Here is a 15,066-nt window from a genome sequence, read left to right as displayed (position 1 = left end):
TATGCGACAGGTAGCAGGTCTCGCCGGTCTTCGCGACCGGGTTTCGCACGGTCAGACGATACCAAGATCCGCGGGGCCGAACGCGTCCGGCAGCAATTGCGACAAGGCGTAGCTGGCGACCGCGTCGCCTTCGGCTGCACCGCAATGGACGGGCAGGTCGATCCCCGCCATCTGCGCCGCCTCGTTCAGCACCTGGCGGCAACGGCCGCAGGGGCTGACCGGTCGATGGCCGGTGGCCCGGCCGTCCGCGTCCATCGCGCCGCCGATGACGCCGACCGCGACGATCTGTGCGATCCGGCCTTGTGCGCTGGCGGTCGCGACGGCGACGGTTTCCGCGCACAGCGACAGGCCGTAGCTCGCGTTCTCGACATTCGCGCCGGTCACGATGCCGCCATCCGCCATCAACAGCGCGGCACCGACCGCGAAGCGCGAATAGGGGGCATGGGCATGCGCCGAGGCGGCGCGCGCCGCGTCGATCAGGCGGTCGATCTCGTCGGTCATCGCATGCCCTCGTCGCCGCGGATGTGGAGGACGCAGATCAGGGTGAACAGCCGCCGTGCGGTGTCGAAATCGACCTCGATCTTTCCCGCCAGCCGATCCTTCAGCAGTTCGGCGGCTTCGTTGTGAATACCCCGCCGCGCCATGTCGACGGTCTCGATCTGCTGCGGCGTGCTGGCACGGATCGCCTGGAAATAGCTGTCGCAAATCGCGAAATAATCACGAATCGGGCGGCGAAATCGTCCGAGCGCCAGCACCAGGGTCTCCAGATGCGACCCGTCCTCGCGGTACATATGGATGCCGAGCCGTCCCTCTTCGGACTCCAGCTTGATCCGGTACGGTCCCGCATAGCCATCGGCATGCTGACGCTGCGGCGCGAAATGATTGCCCTCGATCAGGTCGAAGATCGCGATCCGCCGTTCCTGTTCGATATCCGCCGACCGCCAGCCGAGACTGCGTTCGTCGAGGTCTATCGCGATGATCCGGGGATCGCCCATCACGGATCGTTAGCGCCGGTGCGGGGACGTGTCACTTATCCGCGGCATTCCATCGCACGACGCTTGAGCGGCGGGGCGAGCCGCGTAGAAGCAGCCTGATGGCCACCCTCGCATTCCCAGCCCCTGCCGCGCCCGAACCGCAGCTTCCCCGCAACGTCGAGGCAGAGGCGGCGATGCTCGGCGCGATGATGATCGACAACCGTTTGGCGGACGATGTCATCGACCGGCTGGAGCCGGCGCATTTCTTCGAACCGCTGCACGGCCGGGTCTTCGCCGCGATCAAGACGCTTCGCAGCAACGACATGCTCGCGACCCCGGTGACGCTTCGCCCGATGTTCGATGCGGACGAGGGGATGAAGGAACTGGGCGGCCCTGCCTATCTCGCCGGGCTGACGGGCAGCGGTGCCGGGCTGATCGGTGCGCGCCAGTTCGCGCAGCAGATTTACGACCTGGCGATGCTGCGTGCCTTGGTGTCGGTCGGCCGTACGCTGGTCGACCGGGCAATGGACACGTCGGAAGAGGTGAACCCGCGCGCCCAGATCGAACTGGCCGAGGAGGAACTGTTCAAGGTCGCGGCGGACGGGGGCGCGGAGTCCAGCGTCAAGACCTTTGCGCAGGCGACGACGATGGTCGTCAAACAGGCGGAGCGGGCGCTGAATTCGGGCGGTCATATCGCGGGCATCACCACCGGGCTGGACAGCGTCAATGCGCTCGTCGGCGGACTGCACGAATCCGACCTCATCATCGTCGCCGGACGTCCCGGCATGGGCAAGACGTCGCTTGCCACCAACATCGCGTTCAATGCCGCCCGTCGCTGGATGCGCGACATGGACGACAAGATCGCACCCGACAAATCCTCCGGCGCGAAGGTGGCGTTCTTCAGCCTGGAAATGTCGGCCGACCAGTTGGCGGGCCGCATCATCTCCGAGCAGTCGCGGATCAATTCGGGGGTGCTGCGATCGGGGAAGATCTCGCGGCAGGAAATGGGTCAGCTGGCGGCGACCGCGGTCGAACTCGAGCATTTGCCGCTGTTCATCGACGATACGGCGGCGCTGACGATTTCGTCGCTGCATACGCGCGCCCGACGGCTGAAGCGCCGGCAGAACAACCAGCTCGGCCTCGTCATCGTGGACTATCTCCAGCTGCTGCAAGGCAGCAGCCGGGGATCGAACGAAAACCGCGTGCAGGAGATATCAGAGATCAGCCGCGGTCTGAAGGCGCTCGCCAAGGACCTGAACGTCCCCGTCATCGCGCTGTCGCAGCTCAGCCGCGCCGTCGAAAGCCGCGAGGACAAGCGGCCGATGCTATCGGACCTTCGCGAATCCGGGTCGATCGAACAGGATGCGGACATGGTGTGGTTCGTCTACCGCGATGAATATTACAACCTGTTCAAGCAGCCGTCGGTGCCGAACGAGCATTCGAGCGACGCGGAGAAGGCAAAATATGCCGATTGGCAAGCGGATCAGATGAAGGTGGCCAATAAGGCGACGCTCATCGTGGCGAAGCAGCGGCACGGCGCGACCGGCGCGGTCGATCTGAAGTTCGACTCCGAATATACTCGCTTCTCCGATCTGGAGGATCGGGATCGTTCATCCTACCATTGATCGAATGAAGCGTACCAAGCCTTCCACAATGCTGTCGCCGTCATCATCTGCCTGACCCATCCTGCTCGCAGAGGACAAGCGCCGCCGCAAGCGCTTCCAGCTCGATCCGGACATGCTTCACCGAATCACGATAGGATAAATTATCTGGATCGAGCGAGACCGCCGGCCATGAAGCCTGCAGATGCGCCACCGCGCTGCGCAGCTTCGACAGGGCGTTGCGGAACGCGATGAGCGATGGCGACGGTTCATTGCAGCTCGCCACCAGCACGCTTATCCGGCTCATCTCGTCCGAGACGCGGCGGCGCATCCGTACCACTTCCTGACGCCAATCGCCCTGCTGCTCGCGGCAGATACGGTTGAGGGTCTGGATCGAGGCGGATGTCTCGTCCAGAAGCAATCGCAAGTCCTTGATGAACATGACTGCTCCGATGCCTCCCCCAATGGCCGATCGGATCGAACGGTTCCGTGGCCATGTTCCTCCATCGCTTCCTTTGGGTCAACGGCATCGCGGGCGTACCTGGGTTTATTGTTTGCCGTATGACGCAGCGCGAGGGGAACGATGGCGAGCCTTTCCGTTCAGAACACCGGTTCCTCACCCGGCTTCTCGGGCACGTGGATGCCGCATTCCACCTTGTCCCAGCCGCGCCAGCGGCCGGCGCGGGGGTCTTCGCCGGGTTGGACCTTGCTGGTGCAGGGCGCGCAGCCGATCGAGCGATAGCCCTCGGCCTCCAGCGGGTGGCGGGGCAGGTCGTGAGTGGCGAAATAGGCGTCGAGCCGGCCCTTGTCCCAGTCCGCCAGCGGGTTGAGTTTCAGCTTGCCCTCGTCGATCCCGAACCGGGGGATCGCGGTGCGCGTCTTCGCCTGAAAGCCCTTGCGACCCGAAATCCAGGCGTCGAAGCCGACGAGCGCGCGGCGCAGCGGCCGGACCTTTCGCAGATCGCAGCAGCCGTCGGGATCATAGGACCAGCGCAGGCCGTTCGCATCGCTAGCCGCGAGCAGGCGCGGATCGGGGCGGTAGACGCGAAGGTCCGTGAAGCCCAGTTTTTCCGCCAGTTCGTCGCGGTACGCCAACGTCTCGCCGAACATCTTCTGCGTGTTGGTGAAAATTACGGGCACGTCACGGTCGATCTGCGCGATCATGTGGAGCAGCACCGCCGACTCCGCGCCGAACGACGACACCGCCGCGACCCGGCCGAGCAAATCCTTCGTCAGCAATTCGGCGAGCATGGCTTCGGTCGATACGTCGGCGAAGCGGGCTTCCATCGCGGCGGCATCGACCGCCAGGGCGGCGGGGGCGACGTCGATCAGGTCGAGAACACGCGCGGCGTTAGCCATGCCGGCGTTTCCACACCGGTGCCGCGTGATCGGCAGCGGATTGGTAATGCTCCGCGTAGCGATCGAGGCTGCGCTGGAGGACGACCGGATCGACCGGCGCTTCGGGCGCGAAACTGTCGAAGCCGCAGCGGCGCATGAAGGGGATCTGGTCGACCAGTACATCGCCTGCGGCGCGCAGTTCGCCGGTATAGCCGCCTTCGCGCAGGATGCTGGCGGCGGAATAGCCGCGGCCGTCGCGGAAGGATGGGAAGCTCACCTCGACGAGCGCGATTTGCCCGAGATGCGGCAGCAGGGCGCGCGCGTCGTCGCCCGCCTCCAGGCGGACGGCGGTCGCGTCGGTCTGACCGACGAGGAACGAGTCCATCGTGATCGCGGGTTCGTCATGCGGTTCGTCGGTGCGAAAGCGCAGCAGCTTGTCGGTGTCGCCCGCGAGATCAGCCATAGATCGCCTCCCTGAACGGATCGAAGCCGACGCGGCGATAGGTGTCGAGGAAACGCTCGCCCTCTTCGCGGACTACCAGATATTTGTCCGTCACCCGCTCGATCGCGTCGACGATACCATCTTCCGAGAAGCCGGGGCCGGTGATCCGGGCAAGGCTGACATCCTCCGCCGCCGATCCGCCGAGCAGCAGCTGGTAATTTTCGGTGCCCTTCTTGTCGACGCCGAGGATGCCGATGTGGCCGGCGTGATGATGGCCGCAGGCGTTGATGCAGCCGCTGATCTTGAGCTTCAGCTCGCCAAGGTCGCGCTGGCGTTCGGGCGAGGCGAAGCGGGTCGCGATCTTCTGCGCGACGGGGATCGAGCGGGCATTGGCCAGGCTGCAATAATCGAGCCCGGGGCAGGCGATGATGTCGCTGATGAGATCGAGGTTCGCCTCCGCCAGGCCGGCGGCCGACAGCGCGGTCCACAGCGCGTGCAGGTCCGCCTTGCGCACATGCGGCAGCACGATGTTCTGGCTGTGCGTCACGCGTAGCTCGTCGAGCGAATAGCGCTCGGCCAGGTCCGCCATCAGGTCGATCCGGTCCGCCGACGCATCGCCGGGGATGCCGCCAACCGGTTTCAGGCTGATCGTGACGATGCCGTAGCCCGGCCGCTTGTGCGGACGGACATTCTGATCGACCCAGACCGCGAAATCGGGATCGCTGCGATCGATCGCGTCAGGCAGACTCGCCTCGAACGCCGGTTCGCCGAAAAACGCGGTAATCCGCGCGAATTCGGCCGCCGGCGGGTCGACGCCCAGCGCCTTCACCGCGGCGAATTCCTTCTCCACCTGACGGGCATAGTCCGCCGCGCCGATCTCGTGGATCAGGATCTTGATCCGCGCCTTGTAGATATTGTCGCGCCGGCCGTAGCGGTTGTAGACGCGCAAGGCGGCTTCCAGATAGCTCATCAGGTCGTCCGCAGCGACGAAGTCCTTGATTTCCGGTGCGATCATCGGCGTGCGTCCCATGCCGCCGCCGACGAAGACCTTCGCGCCCAGCACGCCGTCCCGCAGGACCAGCTGGATGCCGATATCGTGCAGTCGCATCGCCGCGCGGTCCTCATCGGACGCGATGACCGCGATCTTGAACTTGCGCGGCAGGAAACTGAACTCGGGGTGGAAGGTGCTCCATTGCCGGATCAGCTCCGCCCAGGGCCGCGGATCGGCGACCTCGTCCGCGGCGGCACCGGCGAACTGGTCGGACGAGATATTGCGAATGCAATTGCCGCTGGTCTGGATGGCGTGCATCTCGACCGTTGCCAGATCGGCGAGGATGTCGGGCGCGTCCTCCAGCTTGATCCAGTTATACTGGATGTTCTGCCGGGTGGTGAAATGGCCATAGCCACGGTCGTACGTCCGCGCGATATGCCCCAGCATCCGCATCTGGCGTCCATCGAGCGTACCGTACGGGATCGCCACGCGCAGCATGTACGCGTGCAACTGGAGATATAGGCCGTTCATCAGCCGGAGCGGCTTGAACTGGTCCTCGGTCAGCTGCCCGGTAAGACGGCGTTCGACCTGGTCGCGGAATTCGTCGACGCGCGCGTCGACTTGTCCCTGGTCGTAGGTGTCGTATTTATACATTCAATTCCTCCCCGCGAGCGCGGAGGAATTCGCGAGAATGCTCATATCACCCAGCTCCCCGCCGCCGGATCGGTCGGCTTCAACGTCAGATCCGGCCGCACGGTAGGCCCCAGCGCGCGGATTCGATCCTTGATGTGGGCGGGGCGGGGCCCGTCCGCGGTTTCGGTGGCATCGATCACATAGGCCCCGGTGACGCGGCGTGCGCCTTCCTCGGCGCGGGCGATCGGTTCGCCGTTCGCGCCGACATCGCCCGAATCCTCGACATGGCGCGACCAGCCATTGCCGGTCCACCAGATCACGTCGCCCGTCGGCAGGTCGTTCCCGGTCAGCAACTTCACGACACGTCCTCCGCGATCCGCGCCCAGCGCGCCAGCTTGTCCGTCGCGTCGGACAGTTCGACGACCTCGCCGACGACGATGATCGCCGGGCTCTTTACGCCTTCGCGCGCCACCATGGAGCCGAGGTCGGCGAGCAGCGTCCGCAGCGCGCGGCTGCCGGTCAGCGTACCGCGTTCCAGCACCGCGACGGGCATGTCGGGGGCGACCCCGCCCGCCATCAGCTTGTCCGCGATGTCGGACGCGGTGGCGACGCCCATGTAGATCACCAACGTCCGGCCCTGGCCGGCAAGCCCCGACCAGTCCTGATCCGCCAGGCCCTTGCACTGCCCCGCCACGAACGACACCGCCGAAGAATGGTCGCGATGCGTGAGCGGCAACATCGCCTCCGCCGCGCAACCCAGCGCGGCCGATACGCCGGGGATCACCTCGACCGGCAATCCGGCCGCGCGCACCGCCTCGACCTCCTCGCCGCCACGCCCGAAGATGAACGGGTCACCGCCCTTGAGCCGGACGACGATCGCACCCGCCTTGACGTGCGCGACGATCAGCGTGTTGATCGCCGATTGCGGCAGCGTATGGCGCGCGCGCTGCTTGGCGACCGAGATCCGCTGCGCGGTGGCTGGCGCGAGATCGAGCACCCGGGGGTCGATCAGCCCGTCATGAACGACCACGTCGGCGATATTCAACGCCTCGACGGCGCGGACGGTCAGGAGGCCCGGATCGCCGGGACCCGCCCCGACGAGAATGACGCGCCCGCGGGCGTCGGGATCGAGGAGACTTGGCATTCCGGCTAGATGCGCCGTGTGGCGCGCTGCGGCAACCGGCGGATGCTTTTCCGGGGTCAAGGGGAAGTTTGTCGTGGCATCCGGGATCGATAAACCTTCCCCCCCCCGCCCCGGCGAAGGCCGGGGCCCAATCGCCACGGTTGCGTAGGGAGGGCACCGCGCCACCGCGACCGGCTTGCAACTGGGCCCCGGCCTTCGCCGGGGCGGGGGGGGGATGTGGTTCGATCGCTAGCCTGAGCTATGCGGCTACCCCATCAACTCCACCGCCATTGCCGTCGCTTCGCCGCCGCCGATGCACAGGCTGGCGATCCCGCGCTTGCCGCCGGTTCGTTGCAGCGCGGCGATGAGCGTCGTGAGGATGCGTGCCCCCGATGCGCCGATCGGATGACCGAGCGCGGTGGCACCACCGTTGATGTTCACCTTCGCATGATCGACGCCCAGATCGTGCATCCAGGCCATCGGCACGCATGCGAACGCCTCGTTGATCTCGAACAGGTCGACCTCGTCGACCGTCCAGCCGGTCTTGGCGAGCAGTTTCCTGACCGCGCCGACCGGTGCGGTGGTGAAATGCTCCGGGTTCTGGGCGTGCGCGCTATGGGCGACGATGCGGGCGACGGGTTTCAGCCCTTCGGCTTCGGCGACGGACGCACGGGTAAACACCAACGCCGCGGCACCATCGGAAATCGACGAGGAGGAGGCCGCAGTGATCGTTCCTTCCTTGGCGAATGCCGCCTTCAACTGCCGGATCTTCTCGGGATCGCCGCGCGCGGGCTGCTCGTCGGTCGATACGACGGTATCGCCCTTGCGCCCCTTGACCGTAACGCCGACGATCTCGGCATCGAACGCGCCGCTATTCTGCGCACCGAGCGCGCGGGTCAGCGACTCGATCGCGTAATCGTCCTGCGCGGCGCGCGTGAACTGGTATTCGCGGCTGGTATCTTCGGCGAAAGTGCCCATGGCGCGGCCCGCGTCGTAAGCGTCTTCGAGCCCGTCGAGCATCATGTGGTCGTAGATGGCGTCGTGCCCGATCCGTGCGCCCGCGCGGTGCTTCTTCATCAGATACGGCGCGTTCGACATGCTTTCCATACCGCCCGCGACGATGATGTCGGCCGACCCCGCCGCCAGCATGTCGTGCGCGAAGATCGCCGCCTGCATTCCCGAACCGCAGACCTTGCTTACCGTCGTCGCTTCGACCGAGGTGGGCAGGCCGGCACCGATCGCGGCCTGTCGCGCAGGGGCCTGCCCGAGCCCGGCCGGCAGCACGTTGCCCATGAAGACCTTGTCGATCCGGTCGGTTGCGATCCCGGCGCGTTCCACCGCCGCCTTCACCGCGGTCGCGCCCAATTCGGTCGCGGACGCACCGGCGAGGCTGCCCTGGAACGATCCCATCGGGGTGCGCGCGTAGGACAGGATGACGACAGGATCGGAGGCCATGACAAGTTTTCCCAAATTTATGCTGCACTGCATCTAGGACTGACGCCGGTCAATTACAAAGCCGGGTGTAAGGGCGTAAGCGACCCTTATGGACATCATCACTGAACTGAAATGGGCCGCCGCCGGTACCGGCATGGTCGCTGCGACGATCGTCGCGCTCGATCTGGGAAAGCGCGATACGGGTTGGGGCATGGTGTTGTTCTGCGTGTCGGCTTTGGCCTGGATCGCGGGGGGATTGCTGACCCGCGACTGGGCGCTCGGCACACAGAATGTCGTGCTGCTGGTGATCGACCTGATCGGGGTTTACCGCTATTTCACGCAAGCTAGGGATCAATCGCGCCAGGAATGAACGAAGCGGCGGCCTGGGCGATCCTGCTTGGCGGGGTTGGCGCGATCATCGGCAGTTTCCTGGCCGCGCTCGTGATCCGCTGGCCGGCGGGGCGGTCGGTGAGCCGCGGCCGATCGCGCTGCGACCACTGCGATGCGCCGGTGCGCGCACGCGATCTCGTGCCGGTCCTGAGCTACGCCGTGCTGCGGGGGCGGTGTCGGGAGTGCGGGGCGGCGATCGATCCGCGTCATCCGGCGATCGAACTGGCTTCGCTTGCGGTCGGTGTCGTTGCGGGCCTCGTCGCGCCGGGGTGGTCGGGCGTGGCCGGGGCGGTGTTCGGTTGGTTGCTGATCGCGCTGGCGATGCTCGACCTGGCGGTGTTCTGGCTGCCCGACCGGCTGACCGGTACGCTTGCGATCATCGGACTGGCGGGCGGTGGGGCCGGGCTCGATCCGCCGATGGCGGACCGGCTTATCGGCGGCGTCGCGGGGTTCGGATTGCTGTGGGCGACCGCGCGCGCATACCGGCTCGTCCGGCACCGGGACGGGCTTGGCGGGGGCGATCCCAAGCTGTTGGGGGCGATCGGGCTATGGCTCGGGTGGCGGACACTGCCCGCGGTGCTGCTGGTCGGATGCCTGATCGGACTCGGCTTCGTCCTGCTTCAGCGTCTGCGGGGGCGCACGATGGCGCGCGATGCGGCGATGCCGCTCGGCACGCTGCTCGCGATCGCGGCTTACCCGGCCTGGGTCTTCATGATATCGATGGCATCATGATCGCGCTTCTCCTCGCGTTGCAGGTCGCCGCCGCCGCGAACGGCGTGACGGTCGGCGCGATTCCCAAACAGCAATTGCCCGCGACCGGGTGCGCCGCGTTCCTGTGGAGTTCCGGGGAAAAACGGATCCTGGTCGCGATGGCGGTCGCCGATCCAGCCGCGGTTCGCCTGTCGATCGACGGCGTCGTCACCGATTATCCGCGCACCGCGCAGTCGGGGGTGGGGGGCTACGGCTTTGCCGGCGTGACGACCTATGGCCTGGGCGACGTCACCGCGACGCTCGACATGGCGGTCGCTGCTCGTGCCGACCTCACCCAGGGCGCGACCGTGCCCGACGCGACGCTGCGGATCGATCGTCCGGGGCATGACACGATCATTATGCCGGTCGCGGGACTGATCGGCTGCACGTGAGGACGGGCGGATGACGAACATGCAGGCAATGCTGGCGGCCCAGCGCGCGGCGTTCATGGCGGAACTGCCGATCGGGGCCGCGATCCGGAAGGATCGACTGACTCGCGCGATCGCGATTCTATCCGATCATGCCGGCCGCTTCTGCGATGCGCTGTCGGAGGATTTCGGCCATCGCAGCCGGGAACAGTCGATGTTGACCGACATCGCCAGCTCCGTCGCGCCGCTACGCCATGCGATCCGGCATGTCGACCGCTGGATGAAACGCGACAAGCGTCCGGTGCAGTTCCCGCTTGGGCTGCTCGGTGCGCGGGGCTGGGTGGAATATCAGCCAAAGGGCGTGATCGGCGTGATCGCGCCATGGAATTTCCCGGTGAACCTCATAATGGGTCCGCTCGCCGGCATCCTCGCGGCGGGCAACCGCGCGATAGTGAAGACCAGCGAGTTCACCCCGGTAACCGCTGCGCTGTTCGAAGAGATCGTCGGCAGCTATTTCGCGCCCGAGGAACTGGCATTCGTGAGCGGCGGGCCGGACGTGGGCAAGGCGTTTGCGGGACTGGCGTTCGACCATCTGCTGTTCACCGGCGCGACGGGGATCGGCCGCCATATCCTCCAAGCCGCGGCGGACAATCTGACGCCGGTGACGCTAGAGCTTGGCGGCAAGTCGCCGGTCATCATCGGCAAGGGCGCGAACCTGGCACAGGCGACCGAGCGAGTGGCGCTGGGCAAGATGCTGAACGCCGGGCAGATATGCCTTGCGCCCGATTACGTCCTGGCCCCCGCGGCGCAGGAACAGGCGGTGGTCGACGGTCTGAAGGCGGCGGCAAGTGCGATGTATCCGACGCTGCTGGCGAACCCGGATTATACATCGCTGGTGAACGACCGGCATTTCCAGCGGCTGAACGACTGGCTGGACGATGCGCGCGCCAAGGGAGCGACGGTGGAGGTCGCGAACCCGGCGAACGAGGACTTCGCACGGTCGAACGCGCGCAAGATGCCGCTCCACATCGTCCGCGGCGCGACCGACGACATGACGCTGATGCAGGAGGAGATTTTCGGTCCCGTCCTGCCGATCGTCCGGTACGACGGCATCGACGATGCGATCGGGCAGGTGAACCGCCGCGACCGGCCGCTCGGGCTATATTATTTCGGGCCGGACGCTGGCGAGCGGCGGCGGGTGCTCGACCGGACGATTTCGGGCGGGGTGACGCTCGACGACGTGGTCTTCCACGTGTCGATGGAGGAACTGCCCTTCGGCGGGATCGGGCCGTCGGGGATGGGTGCGTATCACGGCACCGATGGTTTCAAGACGTTCAGCCACGCCAAGGCGGTGTTCAAGCAGAGCCGCTTCGATATCGGCAAGCTTTCCGGGCTGAAACCGCCTTACGGCGCGGCGACCAAGCGGTCGATCGCGCAACAGATGAAGTAATTACGCGAATACCGACTTCGCGACATGCGTGATCCGGCAGGCCAGGTCCGCCTCGCCGCTGGCCACGACATAATGGTCACCGCCATCGACGATCCCGGTCGTGAACACGACGTTGTCGATGTACATAAGGTCCTTCAGCGGCTCGGTCAGCGCAGGCGCGGCCTCTAGCAGCGGCACGTGGTCGGTGCGAAGCGTCACCGACGGATCGTCGCGGTCGAGCACCGACCAATAGGTACGGTAGATGCCGACCACCCCCGACGGTTCGACCCCGTGCCACAGGGTCAGCCAACCTTGGTCGGTCAGCACCGGCGGCGCACCCCCGCCCATCCGCGCCGTCGCGATCGTCGCGGCATGAGGGCGGATGCCGGGCGCTTCATGCGGTTTCCAATGAAGCGCGTCGGGCGAGCGGGCCAGATTGATCGACGGCCCCGGCCGCCATTCGCTGTCCGGCGGGTAAGCGAAATACATGTCGCCGAGCGGGCGCGTCTGTGCCCAGTATCGGCCGCCGATCAGCCCGGAAAAGATCAGCATGTCCTTGTTCTGGTGATCGAGGACGATGCCCTCCAGCATCCAGTCCACACCGTCCGCCGAGGTGTAGAGCGTCGCGCATTGCCGTTCCGGGCTGACCGAGCACGTCGTCATAAGATACCGGTCCTCGACCTTCGTGATCCTTGGGTCCTCGACGCCGTAGCATTGGTACGAGGCGCGCGGCACGATCGCACGGTCGTAATGGACAGCGATGACGCGCCGTCCTTCCGGATCCAGTTCGACCGGCAGCAACCAGGATAGCGATGTCAGTGCGATGATCCGCCACCCGCCGCCGCGCATGATGATGGTACGGGGATCGGCGGTATCGACCAGCGCCAATGGCCATCGGTCGAGCCTATATTCGCCCTGCTGCCAGCGAATCGATCGAACATAGCCGTCGACGATCGGCGTCCGAAGCGCTTCGGCGACACGGACCATCATAAGCAGATTACCGTTCGGGAGCTGCGCGAGCCCCGGATTGAACGCGCCGAGCACATAAGTCTCCGCGTCGATCTTTCCGGCGAGCGGGGATCGGGACAGGTCGACATCGTTCGGCGTGAAGATCAGCGCGTCGTGGAAGTGGGTCATGGCATGGGCATTCCCAGCTTTGCTCCCCTCCCGCAAGCGGGAGGGGCTGGGGGTCGGCGATCGCTATCTCCCCGCGGACGCTGCGTGTGGACAGGGAGCGCCCACCCCTCAATCCCCTGCCCTAAACGGGAGGGGAGGTCAGAGAACCCGGCCCAGCAACGCATCGATCGCCTCCTGCGCCTCGGGCTCCGTCAGTAGCGGCGCATGGCCGACGCTCGGCACGGTGGCCAGCAACCCTCGATCCAAGGTCGCGGCCATCCGGTCGGCGGTCGTCGCGCTCAGCACGTCGGACCGCCCGCCGCGCACGACCGCCGTCGGCACGGTGCGCAGCCCCGACAATGCGCGCCACATGTCGGGACCGGCCTCAGCGCCCGCCGCGCGAAACGGCTCCGCGATCTTCAGATCGTAATCGAGCACGACCCGCCCCGCGCCGTTCAGGCGGTACAGCCGCTTGGCCATCGCCAGCCAATCCTCGATCGCCCAGTCGGGATAGATATCACCTTGGCTCCCGGCGAGATGACGTGCCGCATGCTCCCAAGTGGGGAACGCGCTCGCCTTGCCGACATAGCCGCGGATCCGCGCGAGCCCCGCCGCCTCGATCTCCGGCCCGATATCGTTCAGCACCGCCCCGGCGATGCCGCCGCTGCCGGCGCCTGCAAGCAGCATCGTGACGATTCCGCCCAGGGACGTGCCGATCGCAACATACCGGTCGATTGATTGCGCGGCGAGCAGGGCGGCGACGTCCTGCACATAGGTCAACGGGACGTAGGTCATCGCGTCCTTGGCATAAGCACTCTCCGCCCGGCCCCGGAAATCGAGCGCGATGACTCGCCATCGCCCGGCGAGCCTCGCCGCCAGCCCGTCGAAATCGCGCGCGTTCCGGGTCAGCCCCGGCAAACACAGGATCGGTGGCCGGCCTCCGCCGTCGCCACCCGGATAATCGCGCGCATGTAGCCGCAACCCGTCGTTCGACCACCAATAGAGGTTTTGATAGGCGGCCACGGTTGCGTCCTTGGGCGTACGTCCGCCATATCGCGGGATGCCGATCGACCCGCAAGCCTATCGCCCCGAGACCATAATCCGCTCGCTAGGTCCCGATATGTGGGACTTGGTCGTCGCAGCGGATTTCCCCGATGCGCGGCTACGCTTCCGCAACGACCGGGCGGCGGCCGAGATCGGGCTGGCGGGGTTGACCGACGACGCGTGGGTGCGCCATTTCGGCCGGTTCGATCCGTTGCCGGATACGCTGCCGCAGCCGCTGGCGCTGCGCTATCACGGGCACCAGTTCCGCGTGTACAATCCTGATATCGGCGACGGTCGCGGCTTCACCTTCGCGCAGATGCGCGGGCGGGACGGCCGACTGATGGACCTTGGTACCAAGGGGTCGGGCCGGACGCCATGGAGCCGGTCGGGCGACGGCCGGCTGACGCTTAAAGGCGGCGTACGTGAGATTTTGGCAACCGAAATGCTGGAGGCGCTCGGCGTACCGACCAGCCGCACGCTGTCGCTGATCGAGACGAGCGAGGCGCTGGATCGCGGCGACGAGCCGTCCCCGACCCGCGGCGCGGTGATGGTCAGGCTCAGCCATTCGCATATCCGTATCGGCACGTTCCAGCGGCTGGCGTATCTGCGCGACGAAGCGAACATGCGGCGGCTGGTCGGCTATGTGCTGGGCTGGCTGTACGACGAACCGGGCGACGATCCGGCGCGGCTGCTCACGCTGGTCGTCAACCGCGCGGCGACGCTCGCGGCGTCGTACATGGCCGCCGGGTTCGTGCATGGCGTGCTGAATTCGGACAATATCAACGTGACCGGCGAAAGCTTCGATTACGGCCCGTGGCGGTTCGCCCCGACCTGGGACCCGGGGTTCGTCGCGGCCTATTTCGATCGCGACGGGCTGTACGCCTTCGGGCGTCAGCCGGAAGCGATCCACTGGGACGTCATGCAGCTGGCGTCATCGTTGCGGCTGATCGCGGACAGCGGCCCGCTGGTCGCGGCGCTGGAGGCGTTTCCGGCGCGCTATCAGGAAGCGGTGGCGGCGGCGATCCTGTGGCGGCTCGGTGTCGTCGGGCGTGACGGCGAGGGGGACCGCGCGCTGGTCCAGACGGTCGAGCGCGCGTTGCGGACGACCGGGGTCGGGATCGACCGGTTCTTCTTCGATGCGTTCGGCGGCGTGTTGCCGGAGGAATATGGCGATGCGTGGGCCGAGGTTCGCGCGGCACTTGCCGCTTACATGCCGCGCAACGACCGGTCGCATCCCTATTGGTCGGGGGAGCCCTGTTCGATGCTGATCGACGAGGTCGAGGCGATCTGGGCGGGGATAGCGGAGCGGGACGACTGGTCGATACTGGCGGCGAAAGTGGCGGCGATCCGGGAAATGGGGGCCGCGCTGGCCCGATAATTCGCACGCGCCAGCGGAGGGATAAGGTGTCTGTGTCGCCATCTTGCCGCTCAAC

At 66.5% G+C, this 15,066-nt stretch carries 17 protein-coding genes; 6 read left to right on the top strand and 11 right to left on the bottom strand.

Going from position 1 to position 15,066, the window contains the following annotated elements; all coding sequences use genetic code 11:
• Positions 1-51 precede the first annotated feature (51 nt).
• Positions 52-501 (bottom strand): cytidine deaminase, encoded by a 450-nt coding sequence (locus HUU99_RS07415; RefSeq protein ID WP_174285937.1) that lies wholly within the window; start codon positions 499-501, stop codon positions 52-54.
• The gene (locus HUU99_RS07410; protein ID WP_174285936.1) at positions 498-995 is read right to left on the bottom strand and encodes a UPF0262 family protein; all 498 of its coding nucleotides are present in this window, start codon (positions 993-995) and stop codon (positions 498-500) included. Before HUU99_RS07410 ends, HUU99_RS07415 begins: the two co-directional genes overlap by 4 nt.
• 98 nt (positions 996-1,093) lie before the next feature.
• Here HUU99_RS07410 and HUU99_RS07405 point away from each other — a divergent pair, with 98 nt between their 5' ends.
• Positions 1,094-2,599: a replicative DNA helicase gene (locus tag HUU99_RS07405; protein WP_174285935.1), complete on the top strand. Its 1,506-nt coding sequence runs from the start codon at positions 1,094-1,096 to the stop codon at positions 2,597-2,599.
• A gap of 43 nt (positions 2,600-2,642) precedes the next feature.
• On the opposite strand, the gene HUU99_RS07400 is transcribed toward HUU99_RS07405, so the two are convergent.
• The 7 genes from HUU99_RS07400 to HUU99_RS07370 form a co-directional block, all read right to left on the bottom strand.
• Complete coding sequence (locus HUU99_RS07400; protein WP_174285934.1) at positions 2,643-3,017, bottom strand: hypothetical protein; 375 nt, start codon at positions 3,015-3,017, stop codon at positions 2,643-2,645.
• A gap of 158 nt (positions 3,018-3,175) precedes the next feature.
• Positions 3,176-3,934, bottom strand: a complete 759-nt coding sequence (locus HUU99_RS07395; RefSeq protein WP_174285933.1) for a phosphoadenylyl-sulfate reductase — start codon at positions 3,932-3,934, stop codon at positions 3,176-3,178.
• Positions 3,927-4,376 (bottom strand): DUF934 domain-containing protein, encoded by a 450-nt coding sequence (locus tag HUU99_RS07390; RefSeq protein ID WP_174285932.1) that lies wholly within the window; start codon positions 4,374-4,376, stop codon positions 3,927-3,929. Before HUU99_RS07390 ends, HUU99_RS07395 begins: the two co-directional genes overlap by 8 nt.
• Positions 4,369-6,000, bottom strand: a complete 1,632-nt coding sequence (locus HUU99_RS07385) for a nitrite/sulfite reductase (RefSeq protein WP_174285931.1) — start codon at positions 5,998-6,000, stop codon at positions 4,369-4,371. Before HUU99_RS07385 ends, HUU99_RS07390 begins: the two co-directional genes overlap by 8 nt.
• Before the next feature lie 41 nt (positions 6,001-6,041).
• Positions 6,042-6,338 (bottom strand): DUF2849 domain-containing protein, encoded by a 297-nt coding sequence (locus tag HUU99_RS07380; protein WP_174285930.1) that lies wholly within the window; start codon positions 6,336-6,338, stop codon positions 6,042-6,044.
• A complete protein-coding gene (gene cobA, locus HUU99_RS07375; RefSeq protein WP_174285929.1) occupies positions 6,335-7,123 on the bottom strand; it encodes a uroporphyrinogen-III C-methyltransferase in 789 nt (262 codons plus the stop codon). The genes HUU99_RS07380 and cobA overlap by 4 nt, the downstream gene beginning before the upstream one ends.
• A 246-nt stretch (positions 7,124-7,369) precedes the next feature.
• Positions 7,370-8,557: an acetyl-CoA C-acyltransferase gene (locus tag HUU99_RS07370; RefSeq protein ID WP_174285928.1), complete on the bottom strand. Its 1,188-nt coding sequence runs from the start codon at positions 8,555-8,557 to the stop codon at positions 7,370-7,372.
• A gap of 88 nt (positions 8,558-8,645) precedes the next feature.
• On the opposite strand from HUU99_RS07370, the gene HUU99_RS07365 reads away from it, so the two are divergent.
• Genes HUU99_RS07365 through HUU99_RS07350 form a run of 4 tightly spaced genes read left to right on the top strand, consistent with a single transcriptional unit; the run spans position 8,646 to position 11,494 of the window.
• Positions 8,646-8,906, top strand: a complete 261-nt coding sequence (locus tag HUU99_RS07365; protein WP_254603016.1) for a hypothetical protein — start codon at positions 8,646-8,648, stop codon at positions 8,904-8,906.
• Complete coding sequence (locus HUU99_RS07360) at positions 8,903-9,658, top strand: prepilin peptidase (protein WP_174285927.1); 756 nt, start codon at positions 8,903-8,905, stop codon at positions 9,656-9,658. The genes HUU99_RS07365 and HUU99_RS07360 overlap by 4 nt, the downstream gene beginning before the upstream one ends.
• A complete protein-coding gene (locus tag HUU99_RS07355) occupies positions 9,655-10,068 on the top strand; it encodes a hypothetical protein (protein WP_254603015.1) in 414 nt (137 codons plus the stop codon). The genes HUU99_RS07360 and HUU99_RS07355 overlap by 4 nt, the downstream gene beginning before the upstream one ends.
• A gap of 19 nt (positions 10,069-10,087) precedes the next feature.
• A complete protein-coding gene (locus tag HUU99_RS07350; protein ID WP_174285999.1) occupies positions 10,088-11,494 on the top strand; it encodes a coniferyl aldehyde dehydrogenase in 1,407 nt (468 codons plus the stop codon).
• Here HUU99_RS07350 and HUU99_RS07345 read toward each other — a convergent pair whose 3' ends face one another.
• On the bottom strand, positions 11,495-12,610 hold the full coding sequence (locus HUU99_RS07345) for a glycosidase (protein WP_174285926.1): 1,116 nt from the start codon (positions 12,608-12,610) through the stop codon (positions 11,495-11,497).
• 138 nt (positions 12,611-12,748) lie between these two features.
• Positions 12,749-13,612, bottom strand: coding sequence for an alpha/beta fold hydrolase (locus HUU99_RS07340; protein WP_174285925.1), 864 nt, complete (start codon positions 13,610-13,612; stop codon positions 12,749-12,751).
• Positions 13,613-13,649: 37 nt separating this feature from the next.
• Between HUU99_RS07340 and HUU99_RS07335 the strand changes: the two genes are divergently transcribed.
• Positions 13,650-15,011, top strand: coding sequence for a protein adenylyltransferase SelO family protein (locus HUU99_RS07335; RefSeq protein WP_174285924.1), 1,362 nt, complete (start codon positions 13,650-13,652; stop codon positions 15,009-15,011).
• Positions 15,012-15,066 lie beyond the last annotated feature (55 nt).

The organism is Sphingomonas bacterium, assembly GCF_903642285.1.
Taxonomy (GTDB): Bacteria; Pseudomonadota; Alphaproteobacteria; order Sphingomonadales; family Sphingomonadaceae; genus Sphingomonas.
Note: the sequence above shows the minus strand (reverse complement) of the source record. Positions and strands in the feature narration are given on the sequence as shown.